The following is a 24,317-nucleotide window of genomic DNA, read 5'->3' as shown; positions in this document are numbered from 1 at the left end:
GAGCCACTAGTGTCTTCTGCATGTCGACCTCATCTGTTCTGCGCTCCGTCGTCGTCGTGGCCGCGTCGGCCCTCGTGCTCGCCGGATGCGCTCCGGCGCCCGAGACCTCCGAGACGGCCAGCGACTACTGCGCCCGAATGGTCACCAACTCCGGCGGCCTCGAGGACCGCTCGTTCAACCAGTCGAGTTGGGAGGGCCTCGAGAAGGCCAAGGCCGACCTCTCGATCGACGCCGAGGTGATCGTGTCGACCAACGAGACCGACCTGGCGCCCAACGTGACCCAGGCCGTCGACAGCGGATGCCAGTTCGTTCTGACGGTCGGCTACGAGCTGGCCGACGCGACCACGGCTGCCGCCAAGGCGAACCCCGACGTGCACTTCGCGATCGTCGACGAGCAGGTCGACGGCGAGAACATCAAACCGATCGTCTTCGACACCGCCCAGGCCGCGTACCTGGCCGGATACCTCGCGGCGGGAACGAGCGCGACCGGCAAGGTCGCTACTTTCGGCGGGGGAAACCAGCCCCCCGTGACCCTCTTCATGGACGGCTTCGTCGACGGCGTCGCCAAGTACAACGCGGTGCACGGCACCGCCGTGCAGGCCCTCGGATGGAACAAGGATGCCCAGGACGGTGTGTTCACCGGAGACTTCGAAGACATCAACAAGGGCAAGGTCACGACCCAGGCGTTCATCGACCAGGGAGCCGACGTGATCCTGCCCGTGGCCGGCCAGGTGGGCGAGGGTGCGGCAGCGGCGGCGCTCGAGAACCCCAACGTGTCGATCGTCTGGGTCGACAACGACGGCTACGAGACGCTGCCGGCGACCTACAAGTCGATCATCCTCACGAGCGTGCTGAAGAACACCGGCGACGCCGTCGTGCAGATCGTCGGCGACGACCTCGACGGCTCGTTCGACAACACGCCCTTCGTGGGAACCCTCGAGAACGGGGGAGTGGCGCTGGCGCCCTACCACGACAAGGCGGCCGCGGTCACGCCCGAGTTGCAGGCCGAACTCGACGGGCTGAAGGCCGACATCGTCTCGGGCGCACTCGAGGTCACGAGCCCCAGCACGCCGTAGCCGGTCCGCTCGACGCCGTGCCGAGCGGCGCAGCCGGCGTCTTTCGGGCTTTTTCGCGGTGAACATTTCGGGGTTGTTTCGGCGCGAACGCGTCTTTGTAACGACTGGGCCGCGATGCCGTGCGCAGGCGTCTCGACTCGCGTCACATTAGGTAACGTGAGAAACCACACAGCCCTGCGCTCCGCTTTCATCGCGGGGCAATCCTTGGAGGACATCTTGAGCAAGACCATCCGCCGTGCCGCCATGGGCGGCATCGCCACCCTCGGCTTCGCCGCACTCCTCGCCGGTTGCGCATCCGCGCCGGCCGAAACCGGTTCGACAGACGCCGCCGCTTCGAACGCGCTTCCCTGCATGGTTTCCGACGCTGGTGGATTCGATGACAAGTCCTTCAACCAGGCTGGCTTCGAGGGTCTCAACGACGCCGCGAAGAAGCTGGGCGTCGAGCCCGTCACCGTTCAGTCCGACTCCGAGACCGCGTTCGCTCCGAACATCTCGAGCCTCGTCGACCAGAACTGCACGCTGATCGTCACGGTCGGCTTCGCGCTCGCCGACGCGACCAAGGCTGCTGCCGAAGCGAACTCCGACATCGAGTTCGCGATCATCGACGATGCCTCCATCACGGCCGACAATGTCAAGCCGATCACGTTCGACACCGCCGGTGCCGCATTCCTCGCTGGCTACGCGGCCGCCGACTACTCGAAGTCGGGCATCGTCGCCACCTGGGGCGGAATGAACTTCCCCACCGTCACCATCTTCATGGACGGCTTCGCACAGGGCGTCAAGTACTACAACGAGCAGAAGTCCAAGGACGTCAAGGTTCTGGGCTACGACCTCGACAACCCCGACTCCGCTACCTTCACCGGTGGCTTCGAAGCCAACGACGTCGCCAAGACCACCGCTCAGAACTTCATCGACCAGGGCGCAGACATCCTGCTGCCGGTCGGTGGACCGATCTACCAGAGCGCGGGCGTCGCGATCCAGGAGTCCGGCAAGGACATCGCCATGGTCGGTGTCGACTCCGACCTCTACGAGAGCGACCCCACCTACAAGGACCTCTACCTGACGTCGATCCTCAAGGGCATCAAGACGGCCACCGACACGGTCGTCACCGACGCCGCTGCCGGTGACTTCTCGAGCGAGCCCTACGTCGGAACGCTCGAGAACGACGGAGTCGGCATGGCGTCGTTCCACGACTTCGAGTCGAAGGTGAACCCCTCGCTCCAGGGCGAGATCGACGACCTGAAGGCGAAGATCGTCTCGGGCGACGTCAAGGTCTCCTCGTACCTGAGCAAGTAGTCGTACGAACCGTTCAACCCGCGTGAAATCGGGGGGCCAGCCAAGGCTGGTCCCCCGATCGCGTTAAGCGCGCTCTTCACGCATCGAACTGATGGGTAGATTGTCTCTATGAAGCTCGAACTCCGTGGCATTACCAAGCGCTTCGGCGCACTCACGGCCAACGACCACATCGACCTCACGATCGAGCCGGGCGAGATCCACTGTCTCCTCGGTGAGAACGGCGCAGGCAAGTCGACGTTGATGAACGTGCTCTACGGCCTCTACAAGGCCGAAGAGGGAGACATTCTGCTCGACGATGTCGTGCAGCACTTCGCAGGGCCGGGCGATGCCATGGCGGCGGGAATCGGTATGGTGCACCAGCACTTCATGCTCATCCCCGTGTTCACTGTCGCCGAGAACGTGATGCTCGGCCACGAGAAGACGAACGCGGCCGGCGTGCTCGACCTCGGCGCCGCACGCGAGAAGGTGCGTGAGATCAGCGAGAGGTTCGGCTTCCACGTCGACCCGGATGCGCTGGTCGACGATCTGCCCGTCGGTGTGCAGCAGCGGGTCGAGATCATCAAGGCGCTGTCGCGCGACGCCAAGGTGCTCGTGTTCGACGAGCCCACCGCCGTGCTCACGCCTCAGGAGACCGATGAGCTCATGGCCATCATGAGGCAGCTGAAAGCCGCCGGTACGTCCATCGTCTTCATCACCCACAAGCTCCGCGAGGTGCGTGAGGTGGCCGACCGCATTACGGTCATCCGCCTCGGCAAGGTCGTCGGCGAGGCGTCGCCGACGGCGACGAATGCCGAGCTGGCCTCGCTCATGGTGGGTCGCGCGGTCGAGCTGACCGTGCACAAAGATCCGGCCACCCCGGGAGCAGACGCCTTCGTCGTCTCCAATCTCTCGGTGGTCGACCCCCACGGCCAGCTGGTGGTCAACAATGTGAGCTTCGACGTTCGGGCGGGTGAGATCCTCGCGATCGCCGGTGTCCAGGGCAACGGCCAGACCGAGCTCACCGAGGCCATCATGGGTCTGCAGCAGCGCGTGCGCGGCGAGATCACGCTCGACGGCAAGTCGATCCGGGGTCTGTCTGTGAAGCAGGTGCTCGCGTCGGGAATCGGCTTCGTGCCGGAAGACCGAAAAGAAGACGGTCTCGTCGGCGAGTTCACGATCGCCGAGAACCTGATGCTCGACCGCAGCGACGGGCCGCCGTTCGTCAAAGCGGGAACACTCCAGCTCAACTACCTCAAGGAATTCGCCGAGCAGAAGTCGAAGGAGTTCGACGTCCGCAGCCAGGGCATCACCACTCCGGTCGGCCGTCTCTCCGGCGGAAACCAGCAGAAGGTCGTGCTCGCTCGCGAGCTCAGCCGCGACCTGCGCCTCTTCATGGCGGCCCAGCCGACCCGCGGAATCGACGTCGGCTCGATCGAGTTCGTGCACAAGCGCATCGTTGCGACGCGCGACTCCGGCATTCCGGTCATCGTCGTGTCGACCGAGCTCGACGAGGTCGTCGCGCTCGCCGATCGCATCGCCGTGATGTACCGGGGAACGATCGTGGGCATCGTGCCGGGCGACACGTCTCGCGACGTGCTCGGACTCATGATGGCCGGCGAAGTACCCGATTCCGTCACCTCCCCACCCGAAGGAGCGGCCGCGTGAGCCAGCCCACAGTCCCACCCGTCGATTCCGGCCCACCCGTCGCATCCTCGCCCCAGAAGCCCGACGCGTCCATCGCCGAGCCGCGCTGGCACGGAGTCATGCGCGAGATCGTGGGCGGAAGCGCCATGATCTCGGTTCTGGCCGTCGTGCTGGCGATGCTCGCGGGCGGAATCCTGATCGCCCTCACCGATGACAAGGTCTCTACGGCCGCGGGGTACTTCTTCGCCCGCCCCGGCGACCTGATCAAGGCGGTCTGGGATTCCGTCTCGGGCGCCTACACCTCGCTGTTCCAGGGTGCGGTGTACAACTTCCGTCGCCCCGGCTTCATCGCCGGCATCAAGCCGCTCACCGAGACGCTCACCTTCGCCACCCCGCTCATCGCGGCGGGTCTCGGTGTGGGGCTGGCGTTCCGCGTCGGACTCTTCAACATCGGCGGCCGCGGCCAGATGCTCATCGCCGCCGCGTGCGCCGGGTGGGTCAGCTGGTCGTTCGAGCTGCCCTACGGACTGCACCTCATTCTCGCCGTCGCCGCCGGCATCATCGGTGGTGCTCTCTGGGGCGGAATCGTCGGACTGCTGAAGGCGAGAACGGGAGCGCACGAGGTGATCGTCACGATCATGCTCAACTTCGTGGCCCTCTACCTGATCTCGTTCATGCTGAAGACCCCCGGACTGCTCCAGGCTCCCGGCTCGAACAACCCGAAGACGCCGGCTGCGCTCCCCACAGCCGTGTTCCCCGACCTCCTCGGCCCGCAGTTCAATCTGCACTGGGGATTCATCTTCGTGATCGCGGCCACGATCTACGTCTGGTACCTGCTCAACCGGTCGAATCTCGGCTTCCAGTTCCGCGCGGTGGGCGAGAATCCGAACGCCGCTCGCGTCGCGGGCATCAGCGTCAACAAGATGTACATCTACGCGATGCTCCTGTCGGGCGGCCTCGTCGGCCTCGCCGGCGTCGCGCAGGTTCTCGGCACGGTCACGACCGGATTCAGTTCGGGCATCGACGCGGGCATCGGCTTCGACGCCATCACCGTGGCGCTGCTCGGTCGCTCCAAGCCGTGGGGCATCTTCTTCGCCGGAATCCTGTTCGGCGCATTCAAGGCCGGCGGTTTCGCCATGCAGGCGTCGGAGGGAATCCCCATCGACATCGTCGTCGTGATCCAATCCCTCATCGTGCTCTTCATCGCGGCGCCCCCGCTCGTGCGCGCGGTGTTCCGGCTGCCCAAACCGAGCGGTGTCAAACTCCGACGACCGCGCACTCAGACTGCGGAGGCGACCAAGTGACCATCCAAGACGCGCCGCTGCAGCACAACCATCCGGACTCCGTTCCGCCGGCTCTCGAGAAGACCGTCGTCAAGAGCTGGAAGGCACCGATCGCCTTCGGCATCTTCTCGATCATCGCGATCCTCCTCTTCGTCGTCTTCGGCCGAGAGGGCGTCAGCGGATTCCGGCTGTCGACCGACTCCGACTTCGTACAGATCCCCACGATCGAGGCGCCGACGCGTGCGACCGGCATCGTGCTCACCGTTCTGCTGGTGGCCCTGGCCGCCTACAGTGCATTCCTCGTGTCGCGCAACCGGCCTGTCCGGCTCTGGATCACGGTCGTGTTCGCCCTCCTGTTCCTCGTCGCATTCCTCACATGGGCAGCGGCCGGCGCCACGATCCCCGTTCCCGGTCTCCTCGTCGGAGCGGTCGGTCTGAGCGTTCCGCTCGTCTTCGGAGCCCTCGGCGGCGTCATCTCCGAGCGCGTCGGTGTGGTGAACGTCGCCATCGAGGGGCAGCTGCTCGCGGGCGCGTTCGTCTCGGCCGTGGTCGCGTCGGTCACCGGCCAGGCCGTGCTCGGTCTCATCTCGGCCATGGCCGCCGGTGTGCTCGTGTCGTTCGTGCTGGCGGCGTTCTCGATCAAGTACTTCGTCGACCAGGTCATCGTGGGTGTCGTTCTCAACGTGCTGGTCACGGGCCTCACGAGCTTCCTCTACTCGCAGGTGCTGACCAAGAACACCGATCTGCTCAACAACAGCGCCACCATCCGGCTGCCCCGGCTCCCGATCCCCGGCCTCAGCGAGATCCCGATTCTCGGGCCTGTGCTGTTCCGCCAGACGATCATCGTCTACATCCTCTACGTCGCGGTCGCCGTCGTCTTCTTCGCCCTCTTCAAGACGCGCTGGGGGCTGCGTCTGCGCGCCGTGGGCGAGCACCCGCAGGCTGCCGACACCGTGGGAATCAACGTCGCCCGCACCCGGTTCTGGAACGTCTCGCTCGCCGGAGCGATCGCCGGTCTCGGTGGTGCGTACTTCACCATGGGCTCTGTCGGGTCATTCAACAAAGAGATGACGGCCGGAGCCGGATTCATCGCGCTGGCGGCGGTCATCTTCGGCCGCTGGGATCCGATCAGGGCGACGCTCGCCGCCCTCCTCTTCGGATTCGCGTCGAACCTGCAGAGTGTGCTGAGCATCATCGGTTCACCCGTGCCCAGCGAGTTCATGCTGATGCTGCCCTACCTCGTGACGATCTTCGCGGTCGCGGGGGTGGTCGGCCGTGTCCGAGGGCCTGCCGCATCCGGCAAAGCGTATATAAAGTCCTAGGAGAGCCGATATGACCGACATCGAACAGGCATCCGGAAGCGAACAGGACGCGGCCATCGACTGGGGGGTGCTGCGCGCCGAGGCCCTCGTGGCCATGAAGAAGGCCTACGTCCCGTACTCGAGATTCCCGGTCGGCGTCGCAGCCCTCGTCGACGACGGCCGTGTGATCTCCGGATGCAACGTCGAGAACGCCAGCTACGGGCTCACGCTGTGCGCGGAGTGCGCGCTCGTCTCGTCGCTGCACATGACGGGCGGGGGACACCTGGTGGCTTTCACCTGCGTCGACGGCGACGGCAACGCGCTCATGCCCTGCGGCCGCTGCCGTCAGCTGCTCTACGAACACTCGGCGCCCGGCATGCTCCTGCAGACCGTCTCCGGCATCCGCACCATCGACGAGGTGTTGCCGGATGCCTTCGGCCCGCGCACGCTGCAGGCCTACGTCGAAACGCACTAACCCCGATCCCTGAGCTCGTCGAAGGGAACATCAGAAAGGCTCCATCCGTGTCAGAATCCTTCGACGTCGTCGACCTGATCCGCACCAAGCGCGATCACGGATCCCTCAGTACCGCCGAAATCGACTGGCTGGTCGACGCCTACACCCGCGGGTTCGTGGGCAACGAGCAGATGGCCGCCATGGCGATGGCGATCGTGCTCAACGGCATGGAGCGCCAGGAGATCCGCGACCTGACACTCGCGATGATCGCCTCTGGTGAGCGCATGAGCTTCGCGGGCCTCGGCAAGGTGACGGTCGACAAGCACTCCACCGGCGGGGTGGGCGACAAGATCACTCTGCCGCTGATGCCCCTGGTCGCGTCGTTCGGCGTCGCCGTACCTCAGCTCTCGGGTCGCGGTCTCGGCCACACCGGCGGAACCCTCGACAAGCTCGAGAGCATTCCCGGGTGGCGCGCAGACCTCACGAACGACGAGATGTTCGCGCAGCTGCGCGACGTGGGCGGCGTCATCTGCGCCGCCGGCTCCGGTCTCGCTCCCGCCGACAAGAAGCTCTACGCGCTGCGCGACATCACCGGAACGGTCGAGGCCATCCCGCTGATAGCATCCAGCATCATGTCGAAGAAGATCGCGGAGGGAACCGACTCGCTCGTTCTCGACGTCAAGTTCGGCTCGGGCGCATTCATGGTCGACATCGACAAGTCGCGTGAGCTCGCGCGCACGATGGTCGATCTCGGCAATGACGCCGGTGTATCGACGACGGCTCTGTTGACCGACATGAACGTGCCGCTCGGGTTGGCCATCGGAAACGCGAACGAGGTACGCGAGTCGGTCGAGGTGCTTGCGGGCGGAGGCCCTGCCGACGTGGTGGAGCTCACGATCGCGCTGGCGAAAGAGATGCTGCGCCTCGCGGGGCAGCCCGACGCCGACGTCGAGAAGGCGCTGGCCGACGGCCGCGCCATGGACACCTGGCGTCGGGTCATCGAGGCTCAGGGCGGCGACCCGGATGCCGCTCTGCCGGTCGCGCGCGAGACCCACGTCGTGACGGCCGATCGCGACGGTGTTCTGCTCACGCAGGAGGCCCTGCCCTTCGGCATCGCCGCGTGGCGGCTCGGAGCCGGACGTGCGCGTGCGCAAGATCCGGTGCAGCACGCCGCCGGCATCGATCTGCACGTCAAGCCGGGCGACACGGTCACCGCCGGCCAGCCGCTCTTCACCCTCTCCGCCGACGAGCCGCAGCGCTTCGAGCGGGCGCTCGAGGCTGTCGAGGGCGCGTGGAGCATCGGCGACGCCGCCGACTGGACGCCGAGGGGACCGCTGGTAGCCGAGCGCATCGAGTAGTCGGCACGAACCATGGGGACTTCTCCCCATGGTCGGACCGGACCTCTCCTCATAGAGTGAGGCAGCACGTAAGTGCGGCCGCCGATAGGACATCGCAGCCACGTCACGACAGGGAGACTTACGCACATGGCCGTATACGGTGCTGATGTCGAACAACTCAAATCGCTGGCGCAGCGGTTCAGCCAGGCCGCCGACGAACTTCGTTCGAATTCGGCGTCCGTGACCTCGGTGGTGAACAGCGTCGCCGCCTGGAGAGGCCCGGACGCAAGTCAGTTCCGCTCGTCGTGGAACGGCGAGCACAGCCAGAGGATCGCGTCGACCGTACGTGCCCTGCATGCGGCGGCTGAAGATCTCAAACGCAACGCCGCCGAGCAGACGACCGCGAGCACCGACGGTGCGGGCGGGCCCGGCGCTCCGGGCTCGGCAGGCGGATCGTCGCAGCCCTCGGGCACTGGCGCGAGCCATGGCAAGCCGAGCGACGACGGCGATATTCCCCACAACGTTCCTCGGCCCGACATCGACGGCAATCCAGGCAACATAGACGACCCGCCGCGGCACAGCGCCGAAGATCCGAAGAAGCCGGGTTTCGGTGCCGGCACCGGCGCGGGCAAGTGGACGGAGGGCCAGCCGGACGGTAGCTACAGCTTCGGCGGAGGCGAGGCCGACGCGAGCGCGGGGACGACGTACGGGCCCAACGGTGAGGTGTCGCACGACGCCAACTCCGAGGCGCTCTGGGGCGCGGGTGCGGGGGTCAAGGGCTCTAATGACGACCTCCCCGGCGACATGTCGTCGAGCGGCACGGCCGACGCTTTCGTCGGTGGGTATACGACCGCCGATGCACACGCGGGAATCGACGAGAACGGCCAGGCGAACGTGAATGCGAGTGCCGGTGGATTCTTCGGCGGTGAGGCAAGCGCAGGCGGCAAGCTCGACAGCGGGAACGGCTCTTCGGTCGAGGGTTCGGTGGGCGGAATGGTCGGAGTGCAGGCGGCCGTCGCCTCGGGTGGTTCCATCGGACCGGAGGGCATCAGTGCCAACGCCGGAGTGCAGGCGCTCGCCGGCGCATCCGCGACCGCTCAGGCGGGCATGGAGGTCGCCGGTGCGAATGTCGGCGGCTCCGTGACCGGGTACGCGGGTGCCGGTGTCGTCGCCAATGCGGACGTCGCGGTGACCAAAGACGATGTCCATTTCAGCATCGACCTCGGTATCGCCTACGGTCTGGGAGTGGGTGCAGGCCTCGACGTGTCCTTCAGCCCGAGGGACGTGCTCGGCGGCTTCGGCATCCACATCTGATGCTCGTGCTTCGCCCCGCTTCATCTGCTGAACCCGACCTTCCATCCACGTAGAAAGGCCCGCTCCTATGACGAGTCGCATCTCCTACCCCGGCCCGCAGTTTCCCGCGCCGGTGGCTCTGTCGCTCGACCTCCCCGAAGGATGGGTCGGCAATCCGACTTCTGGCACCGTGCTGGCGGCATTCAAGCCGGGTTCATCCAACGAGTTCACTCCGAATGTCGTCGTGACGACGTCTCGATTCGGGGCCGACTACCGCGTCGAGTCAGCGGTGGAAGCGGTGCAGCAGAGCGTGAACGAGATACCCGACGCCGTCGTCCTGGGCTCAGAGACTCTCGACATCGCTGGCTTCCCAGGATTCCGTATCGAGTTCAGTTTCACCGACCCTCGGGTCGGCACTCTCGTTCAGGCCGTGCGTGTGGTCGTCGTCGCGAACGGAGGCGTGTCCGACCTGGTCACGGTGACGGGCAGCGCCACAGCCACTCAAGCGAAGACCATGTGGTCGGAGGTTCAGGCCGTGCAGCAGAGCCTCACGGCATCGGTATGAGCTCGACGCCCTCCGCGCCTTGGCCCATCGATGAGGTGCGCTACGCGGTGCTGGCACTCAATGACCCGCAACGACCGATCGTCTACACGATCGATGACGACGTCGTCACGGCCCGCTGGAAGTTCGACGATCCAGCGTGGGCGACTCGTCTCGACGCGTCTCGCGGTGCGTCCGCGAACTTCCGTTACACAGTGAAACTGTCCGCGGGCGACGCGAGCTTCCGGTGGTTCGAGCAAGACGCCGGTATCGACAACGGTCGCTTCCGCGCGTACCGCGGCTACAACCGCGGTGTCTCGATCAACCTGTTCACCATCATCGTCGGCCTTGTGAGGAGGCTCTCTCGTCCGACGCAGGATGCCTCTACCGAGGACATCCACACCCGCGAGCAGGTCTCGGCACCGCTCCTCGACGTTCTCGGTCGCGCGGGTTGGAGGAACAGGGGCGTCACGATCTGATCGTCGAGGCCTCTTCTCGTCGACGGGTCGAACGGTCAGCGCGCGGGCTCTCCGATGCGGTGCAGGGCGTCCTCGATGAGGGTCCAGAACTTCTCGGTGTCGAGGTCGACCGCGACCTGAGTCGTGCAGTCCGCGGGTGGGGGTGAGCGGAAGTCGGCCACGGTCATGCCGAGCGTCAGCGTGCCCGTGAGTTCCACGTCGAGCGGGGTCTTGCGCACGGTCATCACGCTCGGGTCGATCACGTAGGCCACCGCGCACGGGTCGTGAACGGGCGGATGGGTGAAGCCCTGCGCCTCGAGATATGTACTCGCGAAGAAGTCGAGCAACTCGCCCACGAAGCGCGAGGGTGCGGTGCCGATCGCTTCGATTCGCGCCCGAACCTCGGGAGTGGCGAGCGCCTGGTGCGTCAGGTCGAGGCCCACCATGGTCAACGGCCACGACTCGTTGAAGACGATGTGAGCGGCCTCGGGGTCGATGATGATGTTGAATTCCGCGGTGGCCGACCAGTTTCCGACGTGGAAGCCGCCGCCCATCAGAACGACCTCGCGTACTCGCGAGACGATGCGCGGCTCTTTGCGCGCCGCCAGCGCGATGTTCGTGAGCCCGCCCGTGGGTACCAGCGTGATCTCACCGGGCTCGCTCGCCATGATCGTGTCGATGATCAGGTCGACGGCGTGGCGACCGTCGAGCTCACGGCTCGACTCGGGAAGTTCGGGGCCGTCCATGCCCGACTCTCCATGGATATCGGCGGCCACCTCGATGGTGCGCACCAGCGGCCGGGGGCATCCGGCGGCGAACGGAACCCCGACGATGCCGGCGATCTCGGCCACGGCGAGGGCGTTCCTCGTGACCTTCTCGAGCGTCTGATTGCCCACCACCGTCGTCACGGCCAGCAACTCGATCTGCGGATTACCGTGCGCGAGCAGGATCGCGATGGCATCGTCGTGACCGGGGTCGCAGTCGAGGATGATCTTTCGGGGCATGGCAGGCTCCTTGAAGTCGGTGCCAACATCATATATGAAACTGACATTCATATATGCAACACTGAGACCATGACAGCACTCATCGATTCCGCAGCCGCCCGCGTCGAGTGGATCAGGTCTCGCATGAGACTCCTCGCGGCCGTGCGTGAGCAGTTCGCTGCGACGAGGCCCTTCGAGGGTCACCGCATCGGCATGTCGCTGCACATCGAGCCCAAGACCGCCGTACTGCTCGAAACCCTCGCAGCCGGCGGAGCAGAGATCGTCGGCACGGGAAACCACGGATCCACGCAGGATGATGTGGTGGCCTATCTGCAAGGTCAGGGCATGACCCTCTTCGGTCGCCGCGACGACACACTCGAGCAGCACCACGCCAATGTCGCCGCCGTGCTCGACTCGACCCCCGACATCCTGCTCGACAACGGGGCTGATCTGGCCGCCGGCATCGTGGCTCGAGGTGCGGGGGCGACTCTGATCGGCGGCACCGAGGAGACGACCTCGGGCGGCGACAGGCTTCGAGCCGAGCTCCTGGGTCAGGTGCCGTTTCCGGTGATCGTGATCAACGACAGCCTGCTCAAGCAGTTGGGCGAGAACAAACACGCCGTCGGGCAGTCGGTCGTCGAGAGCTTCATGCGCATCACGAACCTCATGATTCCTGGTCGCCGATTCGTCGTGGTCGGCTACGGGTGGTGCGGCCGCGGCGTCGCGCAGTACCTGCGCGCGCTCGGCGGCAAGGTGGCGGTCGCCGAGGTCGACGAATTGAAAGCGTTCGAGGCAGCCCTCGACGGATTCCGGGTCGATACCGCCGACGGACTCGCCGAGTGGGGCGAGGTGTTCATCACCGCCACGGGCCGCGCGAACGTGCTCACCATGTCGGCTATCGAGCATATGAACGACGGCGCGATCCTCGCCAACTGCGGACACTTCCCGTGGGAGATCGACACGGCATCGCTGCGCTCCGCCGCCACCGCGACCCGCGCCATCGACGACACGATCGAACGCATCGATCTGCCGAACGGGCGCCACGTGATCCTCATCGCGGGCGGCCGCATGTTCAATCTCGCGGGCACGGCGCCGAAGGGCAACTCCCTCGACTCCATGGACCTCGGCTTTTTGTTGCAGGTGCTCTCGCTCGAGCGCGTGGCGACGGGTGCGAGCACCTTGGTCGCGGGAGCCCAGCCCGTTCCCGACGACCTCGAGCGCGAGATCGCCCGACGCATGGTCGCCGCCATGGGTGCGAGCCTCTAGCCATGACTGGCCTCGGCACATCGTCGACCTCGGCGAAGGGAGCGTCGGCCGACACCGAGTACGCGGCCCCCGCGCTCGACAAAGGGCTCGACATCCTCGAGCTTCTGGCCGCAACGAGCGGGGGGTTGAGTCAGGCCCAGATCGCGTCGGGCGTGGGCCGGAGCGTCAGCCAGATCTTTCGCGTACTCAGCACCCTCGAGCGGCGCGGCTACGTGCACCGCGACGCTCAGTCGGGGCTCTACATCCTGTCGCTGCGGCTGTTCGATCTGGCCCACCGTCACGATCCTCTGCGCGGCCTGCTGCAGGCATCCGCCGGGCCGATGCGCGCTCTGGCCGACGCGGCCGAGCAGTCGTGCAGTCTCAGCGTCGAAGATGCGGGGCTGTCGCGCGTCGTCGCTCAGGTCGAGAGCCCCGGCGACTTCGGGTTCCGCGTGCGGGTCGGCGCGCTGTTCCCGCTCGACGAATCGGCTACGGGTGAGATTCTGCGGGCGTTCCGCTCGAGCGATCCGGATGCGCACGGGCCGGCCCTGCGGGCGGTCCATGACGCGGGGTACGTCGAGCGCGGCGACGAGCTTCACGCCGGTGTGATCGACATCGTCTTCCCCGTGCTGAGGGCCGACGGATCGGCCGTCGCCGCGTTGACTGTTCCCTATGTCGCGACGCGGGCGAGCGTGCTCAGCGCCGAAGAGGTCCTGCCGCTCGCGCGGCACGCGGCGTCGCAGATCTCCGGCAGCCTCTTCCCCGCATCGACGCCGTAGGCTGATGCCATGAACGATTCACGAGAGCAGTACACGCTCGCCAACGGCCGAACGAGCATCAACGCTCTCCCCAAAGTCTCCCTCCACGATCACCTCGACGGCGGCCTCCGCCCCGCCACGATCCTCGAGTTGGCCGACTCGATCGGCTTCGAGGTGCCCGCCTCGGATGCGGCCTCGCTGGGCGAATGGTTCGAAGACTCGGCCGACTCGGGTTCGCTCGTCGACTACCTCGCCACGTTCGACATCACCGTGGGAGTGATGCAGACGACCGAGGGTCTCACCCGTGTGGCGCGCGAGTTCGTGCAGGATCTCGCCGCCGACGGTGTCGTCTACGGCGAGGTGCGCTGGGCCCCTGAGCAGCATGTCGCCAAGGGCCTCACCCTCGACCAGACGGTCGAGGCGGTGCAGCAGGGCATCGAGCAGGGAATCGACGACGCGCGGAACGACGGCAAGACACTGCGCGTGGGTCAGTTGGTCACCGCGATGCGTCACGCCGATCGTGGCCTCGAGATCGCCGAGCTCGCCGTCCGTCACCGCGAGCGGGGCGTCGTGGGGTTCGATATCGCCGGCGCCGAGCTGGGCTTCCCCGCGGGCAACCAGCGCGCGGCATTCGACTACCTCGCTCAGAACTTCTTTCCCGTCACGGTGCACGCGGGCGAGGCCGACGGGCTCGACAGCATCCGCGGCGCCCTCTTCGATGGACGGGCTCTTCGGCTGGGTCACGGCGTGCGGCTCGCCGAAGACATCAGCATCGAGTCGAGCGACGACGAGAACACCTTCGTCAGCATCGGCAGCCTTGCGCAGTGGGTCAAAGACCGCGAGATCGCACTCGAGCTCTCGCCGTCGTCGAATCTGCAGACCGGCGCGATCGCGGCCTGGGGTGACGAGTTGCACGATCACCCGTTCGATCTGCTCTACCAGCTCGGTTTCACGGTCACGGTCAACACCGACAACCGACTGATGAGCAACACCTCGCTCAGCCGCGAGCTCTCGCTGCTCTCCGACGCGTTCGGCTACGACCTCGAAGACTTCGAGGTCTTCCAGCTGAACGCCGCGAATGCCTCCTTCCTGCCGCTCGACGAGCGCCAGGATCTGGCAGACACGATCATCGCGGGCTTCCAGAGCGCGTAGCCATATGCGCTTGCGAGAACTGCCCGACGACGTCTTCGTCTTGCGAGCGCACGCGCGCGATTGGCGTGAGGCCGTGCGTCTCGCGGGCGAGGCGCTCGTTCTCGGCGCGGTCACGACGGATGCCTACGCCGAGCGCATGGTGCAGGTCGTCGAGGAATTCGGCGCCTACATCGTGATCGCCCCCGGACTCGCGCTCGCGCACGCGCGGCCGGGGCCCGATGTCGTGCGCGATGGACTCGCGGTGGTGACGCTCGACGAGCCGGTCGTGTTCGGGCATCCGCACAACGACCCGGTCGAGGTCGTGCTGGCGCTCGCGGTGACGAGCAATGAGGGGCACATGACGGTGCTGGCAGAGCTGGCGAATGTGTTCAACGATCCGTCGGCCACCCGTGCCATCGCGCAGGCGACGACGGTCGCCGAGATCAGGGCCGTGCTGGCTCGCGCTCAACCCGAGCCGTGATCCCCGCCCACTATCGTTGACCCTATGAAGATCATCGCCTTCTGCGGAGCAGGCATCGGCACCTCGGCCATCCTCAAAGTCAATGCCGAACGTGCCCTCATCCGACTGGGCATCGAGGCCGATATCGAGGCCACCGACATCGCCGGTCTCACCGTCGCCGCAGAAGACGCGCAGGTGATTCTGGCGTCGCCCGAGCTCGTGAAGTTCATCGGCAAGACCTACGCCGACATCGTCGTGATCGAGAACTACTTCGATCTCGACGAGATCACCCGCAAGCTCGAGATCGCCCTCGGCTGACCCGTTACTCGGCGATGAGCGTGCGTACGCCCTCTTCGAGTTGTTCGAGCGCGGCGACGGCCGTGGCTCGACGTTCCTCGAGGGTTCCATCGCTCGATTGCGTGTCGAGGTAGACCTTGAGCTTCGGCTCCGTACCGCTGGGGCGCACCATCACGCGCGAGCCGTCGTCGAGGTGGATGCGCAGAACGTCTGACGTGGGGAGGGCCCCGTCGGTGCCGAGCAGGTCGTCGATGCTCGAGACGCGGATGCCGCCGATCTCGGCGGGAGGTTCGGCCCGGAGCCTCGCCATCACCCGGGTGATCTGCGACAGATCGGTGACTCGCACCGACACCTGACCCGACGCGAAGTGGCCGAAGCGCATGCTGAACGCGTCGAGCTGGTCGTCGAGGGTGAGACCGCGAGCCGCGAGTCCGCTGGCCAGGTCGAGTAGCGCCAGAGCGGCCGAGATCCCGTCTTTGTCGCGAACGGTCGACGGGTTGACGAGATAGCCGAGCGCCTCTTCGAAGCCGAACGCGAGTTCGGGAGTGCGGGAGACCCACTTGAATCCGGTGAGCGTCTCGGCGAACTCGAGTCCGTATGCGGCGGCGACCGCGCGCAACGCGGGCGACGACACGATCGAGCAGGCCAAGGTGCCCGAGGCCGTCTGCTCGTCGTGCGCCGCGGCATCCAGAAGCTCGGCGGCACGCCAGCCGAGCAGCGCGCCCACCTCGTTGCCGGTGAGCGCGCGGAACGTGGCCGGTGACGACGAATCACGGATGGCGATGGCCAGCCTGTCGGCGTCGGGGTCGTTCGCGATCACCAGGTCGGCGTCGACCTCGCGGGCGGTCTGGAAAGCGAGGTCGAGCGCACCCGGCTCCTCGGGATTGGGGAACGAGACGGTCGGGAAGGCGGAGTCGGGGTCGATCTGCTGGCGCACGACCGTGGGCTCGTCGAATCCGGCGGCCTCGAGCACCGATCGGAACGTCTGCCAGCCCACTCCGTGCATCGCCGTGTACACGACCTTCGGCTGAACGGTCGGCCTCGCGGCGAGTGCGGCGGTCTGTGCCACGTAGGCATCGACGACCGATTCGGGTGCGATCTCGTACGCGTCCGAGCGCGGCAACTCGAGAACGTTCTCTTCTGCCGCGACCCGGAGGATCTGCTCGGCGATCTCGGCGTCGGCGGGCGACACGATCTGCGAGCCCTGATCGGCACCGCCCAGGTAGACCTTGTAGCCGTTGTCGTTCGGCGGGTTGTGCGAGGCCGTCACCATGACGCCGGCGCTCACGTCGAGATGCCGCACGGCGAACGCCACGAGCGGGGTCGGCAGCAGACGCGGCAACAGAATGGCCCGGATGCCGGCACCCGCCATGATCTCGGCCGTGTCGGTCGCGAAGACGGCCGAGTTCTTGCGCCCGTCATAGCCGATGACGACGCTCGTACTGTCACCCTCGGAGGCGCGTTCGAGCAGATAGGCGGCGAGGCCTGCCGCGGCCTGCGACACCAGCACGCGGTTCATGCGGTTGGGGCCCGCGGCGATCTCGCCTCGCAGCCCGGCCGTGCCGAAGGCGAGGCGAGATTCGAAGCGGTCGCGCAGATCGTCGAGAGACGAAGGGTCACCCGCGGCGGCACCGTCGATCAGCGCCGACAGCTCGGCGCGCGTCTCGGCGTCGGGGTCCTGCGCGATCCACGCGCGAGCCGCCTCGAGCAGCTCGGAATCGCTCACAGTTCACCCACGATCCGAGCGAGGAGCGACCCGATCCGGCCCTCGGCGTTTCGACCGGCCTCGATGACCTCTTCGTGGCTCAGCGGGGTCTTCTGGATTCCCGCGGCCAGGTTGGTGATGAGCGACATTCCGAGGATCTCCATGCCGGACTGGCGAGCCGCGATGGCCTCGAGCGCGGTCGACATGCCCACGATGTGTCCGCCGATCGCCTTCGCCATCTGCACCTCGGCGGGGGTCTCGTAGTGCGGCCCACGGAACTGCACGTAGACGCCTTCGTCGAGATCGGCGTCGACGGTGCGGGCGATGTCGCGCAGGCGGCTCGAGTACAGGTCGGTGAGGTCGATGAACGTGGCGCCCTCGAGCGGCGAGTCGGCCGTGAGGTTGATGTGGTCGCTGATGAGAACGGGTGTTCCCGGGGTCCAGGTCTCACGGATGCCGCCGGCCCCGTTCGTGAGGATCATGGTCGTGGCGCCCGTGGCCGCCGCGGTGCGCACGCTGTGCACGACGCGCCTCACGCCGTGGTTCTCGTAATAGTGGGTGCGTGCACCGATCACGAGGGCGTGCTTTCCGTTCGGCAGCGCGATCGAGCGCAGCGTGCCGCCGTGGCCGGGAACGGCCGAGGCCGAGAATCCCACGATCTCCGTCGCATCCACCGTGGCGATGGTCTCGCCGAGGAGGTCGGCGGCCTTGCCCCATCCGCTGCCGAGGGTCAGGGCGATGTCGTGACGGGCGATGCCCGTCTTCTCGGCGATCTGAGCCGCCGCTTCGCGGGCGATCTCGAAGGGATCGGCATCGGAGGAATCGAGAGGATTGGCTGTCGTGGTGAGCATTGAACCACCTTAGATTAACGCGGTGTTCACCGGCGGATGGCCGATGCGCGGGGCGGCGGGTTTGGCGGTGGCCCGCGCGACACGGGAGAATGGCCGTCATGGTCTATGAGTTCGAGCGCAAGCAGAGAATCGCCGTCCTCGGCGGCGGTCCGGGCGGCTACGACGCCGCTATTGCGGGAGCTCAGCTGGGCGCCGACGTCACTCTGATCGAACGGGTCGGCGTGGGCGGTTCCGCCGTTCTGACCGACGTCGTTCCGTCGAAGACGCTCATCGCCACGGCCGAGGCCACGAACGCCATCGGCGAGGCCGCCGATCTCGGCGTGCAGTTCTTCACGCGCGGCGGAACCGGAAAACCCGTGCGCCCGGAGATCGCCGTGAACCTGGCCGCGGTGAACAAGCGCCTCCTGGGCCTCGCGCGGCAGCAGTCCGAAGACATGAAGTCCAGTCTCATCCGCTCGGGCGTGCGCGTCGTCACCGGCGAGGGCCGTCTCGATGGCCCCAACTCCGTGATCGTCTCGACCTCGAAGGGCGAGGAGGGCACAGACTTCGACGAGATCGAGGCCGACACCATCGTCGTCTCGGTCGGCGCGAGCCCCCGCATCCTCTCGTCGGCGGTGCCCGACGGGGAACGCATCTTCACCTGGACCCAGCTCTACACGCTGAAGACGGTTCCCGAGCACCTCATCGTGGTCGGGTCAGGTGTGACCGGAGCCGAGTTCGCGTCGGCCTACACCGCGCTCGGCTCGAAGGTCACGCTCATCTCGAGCCGCGACCAGGTTCTTCCCGGCGAAGACGCCGACGCCGCCGCGGTGATCGAGAATGTCTTCAAGCGCAACGGCATGACCGTGCTCTCGAAGTCTCGAGCAGACTCCGTCGTGCGCACCGACAAGGGTGTCGTCGCGACTCTGTCGGATGGTCGCACCGTCGAGGGCAGCCACTGCCTCATGGCCGTCGGCTCGATCCCGAACACCGAGGGCATCGGACTGGCCGAGGCCGGCGTGCAGCTCACGGAGTCGGGGCACATCCGCGTCAACCGGGTCGCCCGCACGTCGATGCCATCGATCTACGCGGCCGGCGACTGCACGACCTTCCTGCCCCTCGCATCCGTCGCGTCGATGCAGGGCCGCACGGCCGTGTTCCACGCCATGGGCGACGCGGTCAATCCGACCGAGCTTCGCAACGTGTCGTCGAACATCTTCACGCAGCCCCAGATCGCCACCGTCGGCTGGACCCAGCGCCAGATCGAAGAGGGCATCGCTCAGGGCGACATCTACAAGCTCCCCCTGTCGGAGAATCCTCGCGCCAAGATGATGGGCATCAAGGAGGGCTTCGTGAAGCTCTTCGCACGCACGGGCTCCGGCACGGTCATCGGCGGTGTCGTCGTGGCTCCCAACGCGTCCGAGCTCATCTTCCCCATCGCGCTCGCCGTTGAGCACCGCCTCACGGTCGACGCGGTATCGCGCGCGTTCAGCGTGTACCCCTCGCTCTCGGGCAGCATCTCAGACGCTGCCCGAGCGATGCACATCGTCCTCTAGCATCGAGTAGCCCCGCGACGAAGGCAGGCGGATTCCGTTCCCTGAGCTTGTCGAAGGGAACCGTCAGCGGCTGCCCCTTCGACAAGCTCAGGGAGCGAGACTACCTAGTCGGCGATGTCGAGCAGCACGGTGCCCGATGACACCGTGGCACCGACCGCGGCTGCGATGTTCGCGATCGTGCCGTCTTTGTGGGCAGCGATGGGCTGCTCCATCTTCATGGCCTCGAGCACGAGCACGAGATCGCCCTTGACGACCGCGTCACCCTCGGCGACCGCGATCTTCACGATCGTGGCCTGCATCGGCGCCTTGACCGAGTTGCCCGTCGCTGACGAGAACCCTGCCGAGGAACCACGGCGCTTCGGCGCGGAGCCCGACGTCGCCGAGCGCGCGGCCGAGGAACCGCCGCCGAAGGTGGCGGGCATCGCGACGGTGACGCGCTTTCCGTCGACCTCGAGCACCACGGTCGTTCGTTCGGCCGCGGGAGCGGAGTCGTCGAGCTCACCCGACCACGCCTCGATGTCGTTGACGTACTCGGTCTCGATCCACCGGGTGAAGATGGAGAACGGCTGGCCGTCTGCGGGGGCGAAGGCCGGGTCGCGCACGATCGACCGGTGGAACGGCAGCACGGTGGGCAGGCCGAGCACCTCGAACTCGTCGAGTGCGCGACGCGAGCGCTCGAGAGCGTCCTCGCGTGAACTGCCCGTGACGATGAGCTTGGCCAGAAGCGAGTCGAACGAGCCCGAGATCACGTCGCCGGCTCTGATGCCCGCGTCGATGCGCACGCCGGGGCCGCCGGGGGCGTTGAACGTGTGAATGGGGCCCGGGCTCGGAAGGAATCCGCGGCCGGCGTCTTCGCCGTTGATGCGGAACTCGAAGGAGTGGCCGTGGGGCACCGGGTCGTCGTAGTCGAGGACGCCGCCCTCGGCGAGGCGGAACTGCTCGCGCACCAGGTCGATTCCCGTGACCTCTTCTGAGACGGGGTGCTCGACCTGCAGACGGGTGTTCACCTCGAGGAACGACACCGTTCCGTCGGCGGCGACGAGGAACTCACAGGTTCCGGCGCCCACGTAGCCGACCTCTTTGAGAATGGCTTTGGATGCGCGATACAGCTCGGCATTCTGGGCGTCGGTGAGGAACGGGGCCGGGGCCTCCTCGACGAGCTTCTGATGGCGACGCTGCAGCGAGCAGTCGCGGGTCGAGACGACGACGACGTTGCCGTGCGCGTCGGCGAGGCACTGGGTCTCGACGTGGCGGGGCTTGTCGAGATACTTCTCGACGAAGCACTCGCCGCGACCGAAGGCGGCGATCGCCTCGCGGGTGGCCGACTCGAACTGCTCGACGATCTCGTCTTCGGTGTAGGCGATCTTGAGGCCGCGGCCACCGCCGCCGAAAGCTGCCTTGATGGCGACGGGGAGGCCGTGCTGTGCCACGAACTCGAGCACCTCGTCGGCGCCGCTGACGGGGTCGAGCGTGCCGGGGGCGAGGGGAGCGCCGACCTTCTCTGCCACGTGCCGAGCGGAGACCTTGTCGCCGAGCTTCTCGATGGCTGCGGGCGAGGGCCCGATCCAGACGAGCCCGGCATCGATCACCGCTTGCGCGAACGCGGCGTTCTCGGCGAGGAACCCGTAGCCGGGGTGTACGGCGTCTGCGCCGCTTCGCCGCGCGATCGAGAGGATCTTCGGAATGACGAGATAGGTCTCGGCACTCGTCGTGCCCTCGAGCGCGTACGCCTCGTCGGCGAGCTGGGCGTGCAGAGCGTCTCGGTCCTGGTCGGCGTAGACGGCCACCGATCCGATTCCGGAGTCTTTGGCGGCCCGGATGACCCGGACTGCGATCTCGCCTCTGTTGGCTATGAGTACCTTGGTGATGCGCGGCATAATCCACCCAGCCTATTGGGCCGAGGTTGCCCTCCTTTGGCAGACACGAACAAAAATGCCGTGTAGACCCTGTGGGAACCTCTTATCGGTCGATGTTCCGAAGCGACATCATGTCGACATCGAGCTCGGCCAGCATCGTGCGCAGCGTCGGCAGCGACATGCCGATCACCGTGGACGGGGCCCCGGTGACCGACCGGATGAACGGCGCCGCGAGGCCGTCGACCGTGAACGCTCCGGCCACCTGCAGAGGTTCGCCGCTCGCCACATACGCGTCGATCTCCTGCTCGCTTATGTCGGCGGCGAACTCCACCGACGCGTGAGCCGTGGCCCCGAGCGCCCTGGCGGGCTCGCCGTTCTTCACCTCGATGATCCAGTGCCCCGAGTGCAGCGTGCCCGTCTTGCCGCGCTGCTCGAGCCACCGCTCGCGGGCGATCTGGGGCTCATGAGGCTTGCCGTAGATGATGCCGTCGAGCTCGAAGGCCGAATCGCCGCCGAGAATCACGCCGTCGATCGTCTCGCCATCCGGCTGCTGGCCGAGAATGGCCTCGGCCTTCAGTCTGGCCAGCAGCGTGACCATCGCCGAGGCATCCAGTTCGCCGTTGGAGTCGGTCGCGAGCCGCACCGCGGCCTCTTCGTCGACGTTCGATGGCACGACGACGGGTTCGATGCCGACCTGCCTCAGCAGGGAGAGGCGAGCCGGCGAGGTGGATGCGAGATAGAGGCGCACGGAGAGCACCGCCCTTTCGTATGGGATGCTCGAACCATGGCTGACGCGCAGGGAACACAGGTCGAGCTGGAGATTACCAACGTAGCCCACGGCGGAATATCGGTCGCACGACTCGATGGCCGCGTGGTGTTCGTCACGGATTCTCTGCCCGGTGAACGGGTGCTCGCACGCATCACCGACGACGAGCATGCATCGTTCTGGAGGGCCGACACCGTTCGCGTGCTCGAGGCGTCGCCGCATCGGGTGCCCCACGTGTGGCAGGCCGCGTCGATCGACCGCGACCCCGACGACAGGGCCGGTGGCGCGGAGTTCGGTCACATCGACCTGCCGTGGCAGCGCGAGCTGAAGCGTCAGGTCATCGTCGACTCGCTGAAGCGCTTCGCCGGTCTCGAGCGCGACATCGAGGTCGAGGCCGTCGACGGTGACGACGAACGCGGTGGGCTCGGTTGGCGAACGCGAGTGCGGCTGCATGTGGATGCCGATGGCCGCGTCGGCCCTTTCGCCGCCCGTTCGCATCGGGTCATCGCCGTCGACGACCTTCCGCTGGCGACGCCCGCGCTCGAGCGCGAGGCTCCGCTCGGCGATCGAGTCGACGGCTCGGACTTTCCTGCCGACGGCTACATCGACCTGGTCGCGCCGTCGCAGGGTGCGCCTCGCTTCGTGACGTCGACCGAGACGCCGGAGAAGGCCCGCGGCTCGCGCACTGCCGCGCGTCGTGGACGGAGTATCACCGAGGTGGTCGACGGGCGGGAGTTCCTGCTCGACGAGCAGGGGTTCTGGCAGGTGCACCGCGGGGCCGCCTCGACTCTCTCGCGGGCGATCCGCAGCGAGGTCCTCGACGACCGCCTCGATCCGAGCGCGTTCAACCTCGACCTCTACGGCGGCGTCGGGCTCCTCGCCGCCGCGCTCGGGGAGAAGGTCGGAGCGGGGCTGCGCATCACCAGCGTCGAAGGCAACGAGCTGGCGACCGACTACGCCGCCGAGAACCTCAGCGAGTGGATCGGGGCGAACGCCGAGACGAACAGGGTCGATCGCTATCTGCGCCAGCTCGAGAAGAACGCCCAGGCCGCGGAGCGCGAGCGGTTGTCTCGCGCCACCGTGATCCTCGATCCGCCGCGCGCGGGGGCGGGCAAGCAGGTCGTCAACTCCCTGATGGCGCTCGATGTCGCCCAGGTCGTCTACGTGGCATGCGATCCGGTCGCGTTCGCCCGTGACGCCGGACAGTTCGAACGCGGCGGCTACCGTGTGCGCTCGATGCGCGCCTTCGACCTCTTTCCCCACACCCATCACGTCGAATCCGTGGCCGTTCTCACCAAAGACTGACGCTCCAACGTTCGACGCACGCTGTCCGTTACGATCGGAGAGACCTGGAGGGGGGAGGCCAGCATGATTCCCGCAGACACGAGCGCTTCGGCGGATCGCCTCTCCGAGGCGACGGTGCGCGTTGCGATCGTCGACGATCACGAGTCGGTCCTCCTCGGGCTCCGGGCCGCCTGCCTCGAGGCGGGATACGAGGTCGTCGCCGTCGGATTGACCGTTCCCGACCTCCTTCGCGCCCTCGGCACACGGCCGTCTGATGTCGTCGTGCTCGACCTCAGCATCGGAGACGGGCTCAGCGTCACGCACAATGTCGAGGCCGCTCTGCGGACGGGGGCGTCCGTGCTGGTGCATAGCATCGCAGACCGAACCGCGAGCGTTCGAGAGGCGCTCGCGGCGGGCGCGGCAGGGGTCATCCCCAAGTCTGCGTCCACCAGCACCGTGATCGCCGCGATCGCCACGGTGGCCGCCGGGGGAGTGCTGAACAATCTCGAGTGGGCGAGCGCCATCGACGCAGACGCAGAGTTCTCTCGGGCTCGCCTCACGGCTCGTGAGCGCGACGTTCTGCACCTGTATGCGGCCGGCCTGCCCCTCAAACTCGTCGCCGCCGAGCTCGGCATCGCCACCCCGACCGCACGGGAGTACCTCGACAGGGTGCGAGCCAAGTACGTGCAGGTGGGGCGTCCTGCTCCCACCAAGGTCGATCTCCTGAAGCGGGCCGTCGAAGACGGCATCCTGGCTCTGGGCGAAAAAACAAACGGCAGGTAGG

23 protein-coding genes are annotated in these 24,317 nt (G+C 66.9%); 18 read left to right on the top strand and 5 right to left on the bottom strand.

Annotation, left to right across the window (positions count from 1 at the left end; genetic code table 11):
• The first annotated feature begins 20 nt into the window (after window positions 1-20).
• The 10 genes from ASE64_RS02790 (at window position 21) to ASE64_RS02745 (ending at window position 10,683) form a co-directional block, all read left to right on the top strand.
• Complete coding sequence (locus ASE64_RS02790; RefSeq protein ID WP_055775589.1) at window positions 21-1,076, top strand: BMP family lipoprotein; 1,056 nt, start codon at window positions 21-23, stop codon at window positions 1,074-1,076.
• Window positions 1,077-1,292: 216 nt separating this feature from the next.
• Entirely contained in the window at window positions 1,293-2,372 is a 1,080-nt protein-coding gene (locus tag ASE64_RS02785) for a BMP family lipoprotein (protein WP_055775586.1), read from the top strand.
• A gap of 108 nt (window positions 2,373-2,480) precedes the next feature.
• Window positions 2,481-4,016, top strand: a complete 1,536-nt coding sequence (locus ASE64_RS02780; RefSeq protein ID WP_055775581.1) for an ABC transporter ATP-binding protein — start codon at window positions 2,481-2,483, stop codon at window positions 4,014-4,016.
• Window positions 4,013-5,299 (top strand): ABC transporter permease, encoded by a 1,287-nt coding sequence (locus ASE64_RS02775; protein WP_235480473.1) that lies wholly within the window; start codon window positions 4,013-4,015, stop codon window positions 5,297-5,299. The genes ASE64_RS02780 and ASE64_RS02775 overlap by 4 nt, the downstream gene beginning before the upstream one ends.
• A 17-nt stretch (window positions 5,300-5,316) precedes the next feature.
• On the top strand, window positions 5,317-6,600 hold the full coding sequence (locus ASE64_RS02770; RefSeq protein ID WP_055853084.1) for an ABC transporter permease: 1,284 nt from the start codon (window positions 5,317-5,319) through the stop codon (window positions 6,598-6,600).
• 10 nt (window positions 6,601-6,610) lie between these two features.
• Entirely contained in the window at window positions 6,611-7,054 is a 444-nt protein-coding gene (locus tag ASE64_RS02765) for a cytidine deaminase (protein WP_055775580.1), read from the top strand.
• 47 nt (window positions 7,055-7,101) lie between these two features.
• Window positions 7,102-8,391, top strand: a complete 1,290-nt coding sequence (locus ASE64_RS02760; protein ID WP_055775579.1) for a thymidine phosphorylase — start codon at window positions 7,102-7,104, stop codon at window positions 8,389-8,391.
• Window positions 8,392-8,517: 126 nt separating this feature from the next.
• Entirely contained in the window at window positions 8,518-9,684 is a 1,167-nt protein-coding gene (locus ASE64_RS02755; RefSeq protein ID WP_055775578.1) for a WXG100 family type VII secretion target, read from the top strand.
• A 67-nt stretch (window positions 9,685-9,751) separates the two neighbouring features.
• Complete coding sequence (locus tag ASE64_RS02750; protein WP_055775577.1) at window positions 9,752-10,228, top strand: LpqN/LpqT family lipoprotein; 477 nt, start codon at window positions 9,752-9,754, stop codon at window positions 10,226-10,228.
• The gene (locus ASE64_RS02745; protein ID WP_156351615.1) at window positions 10,225-10,683 is read left to right on the top strand and encodes a hypothetical protein; all 459 of its coding nucleotides are present in this window, start codon (window positions 10,225-10,227) and stop codon (window positions 10,681-10,683) included. The genes ASE64_RS02750 and ASE64_RS02745 overlap by 4 nt, the downstream gene beginning before the upstream one ends.
• Before the next feature lie 35 nt (window positions 10,684-10,718).
• Here ASE64_RS02745 and uriH read toward each other — a convergent pair whose 3' ends face one another.
• Window positions 10,719-11,666: a uridine-preferring nucleoside hydrolase UriH gene (uriH, locus tag ASE64_RS02740; RefSeq protein ID WP_055777331.1), complete on the bottom strand. Its 948-nt coding sequence runs from the start codon at window positions 11,664-11,666 to the stop codon at window positions 10,719-10,721.
• A gap of 69 nt (window positions 11,667-11,735) precedes the next feature.
• Here uriH and ASE64_RS02735 point away from each other — a divergent pair, with 69 nt between their 5' ends.
• Genes ASE64_RS02735 through ASE64_RS02715 form a run of 5 tightly spaced genes read left to right on the top strand, consistent with a single transcriptional unit; the run spans window position 11,736 to window position 15,557 of the window.
• Window positions 11,736-12,911, top strand: coding sequence for an adenosylhomocysteinase (locus ASE64_RS02735; protein ID WP_082465847.1), 1,176 nt, complete (start codon window positions 11,736-11,738; stop codon window positions 12,909-12,911).
• Between the two features lie 2 nt (window positions 12,912-12,913).
• The gene (locus ASE64_RS02730; RefSeq protein ID WP_055775569.1) at window positions 12,914-13,669 is read left to right on the top strand and encodes an IclR family transcriptional regulator; all 756 of its coding nucleotides are present in this window, start codon (window positions 12,914-12,916) and stop codon (window positions 13,667-13,669) included.
• 9 nt (window positions 13,670-13,678) lie between these two features.
• Window positions 13,679-14,800 (top strand): adenosine deaminase, encoded by a 1,122-nt coding sequence (locus ASE64_RS02725; RefSeq protein ID WP_055775564.1) that lies wholly within the window; start codon window positions 13,679-13,681, stop codon window positions 14,798-14,800.
• Window positions 14,801-14,804: 4 nt separating this feature from the next.
• Complete coding sequence (locus ASE64_RS02720; RefSeq protein ID WP_055775561.1) at window positions 14,805-15,260, top strand: PTS sugar transporter subunit IIA; 456 nt, start codon at window positions 14,805-14,807, stop codon at window positions 15,258-15,260.
• Window positions 15,261-15,284: 24 nt separating this feature from the next.
• Window positions 15,285-15,557 carry a PTS sugar transporter subunit IIB gene (locus ASE64_RS02715; protein ID WP_055775559.1) on the top strand — a complete coding sequence of 91 codons (273 nt, stop codon included), beginning with the start codon at window positions 15,285-15,287 and terminating at the stop codon, window positions 15,555-15,557.
• A 4-nt stretch (window positions 15,558-15,561) separates the two neighbouring features.
• Here ASE64_RS02715 and ASE64_RS02710 read toward each other — a convergent pair whose 3' ends face one another.
• Window positions 15,562-17,262: a phospho-sugar mutase gene (locus tag ASE64_RS02710; protein WP_055775555.1), complete on the bottom strand. Its 1,701-nt coding sequence runs from the start codon at window positions 17,260-17,262 to the stop codon at window positions 15,562-15,564.
• Window positions 17,259-18,092 (bottom strand): purine-nucleoside phosphorylase, encoded by an 834-nt coding sequence (locus ASE64_RS02705; protein ID WP_055775552.1) that lies wholly within the window; start codon window positions 18,090-18,092, stop codon window positions 17,259-17,261. The genes ASE64_RS02710 and ASE64_RS02705 overlap by 4 nt, the downstream gene beginning before the upstream one ends.
• A 98-nt stretch (window positions 18,093-18,190) precedes the next feature.
• Here ASE64_RS02705 and ASE64_RS02700 point away from each other — a divergent pair, with 98 nt between their 5' ends.
• A complete protein-coding gene (locus ASE64_RS02700; RefSeq protein ID WP_055777326.1) occupies window positions 18,191-19,627 on the top strand; it encodes an NAD(P)H-quinone dehydrogenase in 1,437 nt (478 codons plus the stop codon).
• Between the two features lie 104 nt (window positions 19,628-19,731).
• Here the strand turns inward: ASE64_RS02700 and ASE64_RS02695 are convergent, their stop codons facing one another.
• Together ASE64_RS02695 and ASE64_RS02690 are read right to left on the bottom strand one after the other, a co-directional pair.
• A complete protein-coding gene (locus ASE64_RS02695; protein ID WP_055775550.1) occupies window positions 19,732-21,504 on the bottom strand; it encodes an acetyl/propionyl/methylcrotonyl-CoA carboxylase subunit alpha in 1,773 nt (590 codons plus the stop codon).
• A gap of 82 nt (window positions 21,505-21,586) precedes the next feature.
• Window positions 21,587-22,231 carry a Maf family protein gene (locus ASE64_RS02690; protein WP_082465942.1) on the bottom strand — a complete coding sequence of 215 codons (645 nt, stop codon included), beginning with the start codon at window positions 22,229-22,231 and terminating at the stop codon, window positions 21,587-21,589.
• 36 nt (window positions 22,232-22,267) lie between these two features.
• Between ASE64_RS02690 and ASE64_RS02685 the strand changes: the two genes are divergently transcribed.
• On the top strand, window positions 22,268-23,554 hold the full coding sequence (locus ASE64_RS02685) for a class I SAM-dependent RNA methyltransferase (protein WP_055775546.1): 1,287 nt from the start codon (window positions 22,268-22,270) through the stop codon (window positions 23,552-23,554).
• A gap of 63 nt (window positions 23,555-23,617) precedes the next feature.
• On the top strand, window positions 23,618-24,316 hold the full coding sequence (locus ASE64_RS02680) for a response regulator transcription factor (protein ID WP_055775544.1): 699 nt from the start codon (window positions 23,618-23,620) through the stop codon (window positions 24,314-24,316).
• Window position 24,317 lies beyond the last annotated feature (1 nt).

The organism is Agreia sp. Leaf210 (assembly GCF_001421485.1).
Taxonomy (GTDB): Bacteria; Actinomycetota; Actinomycetes; order Actinomycetales; family Microbacteriaceae; genus Agreia.
This window is presented reverse-complemented; position numbering and strand designations above follow the sequence as displayed.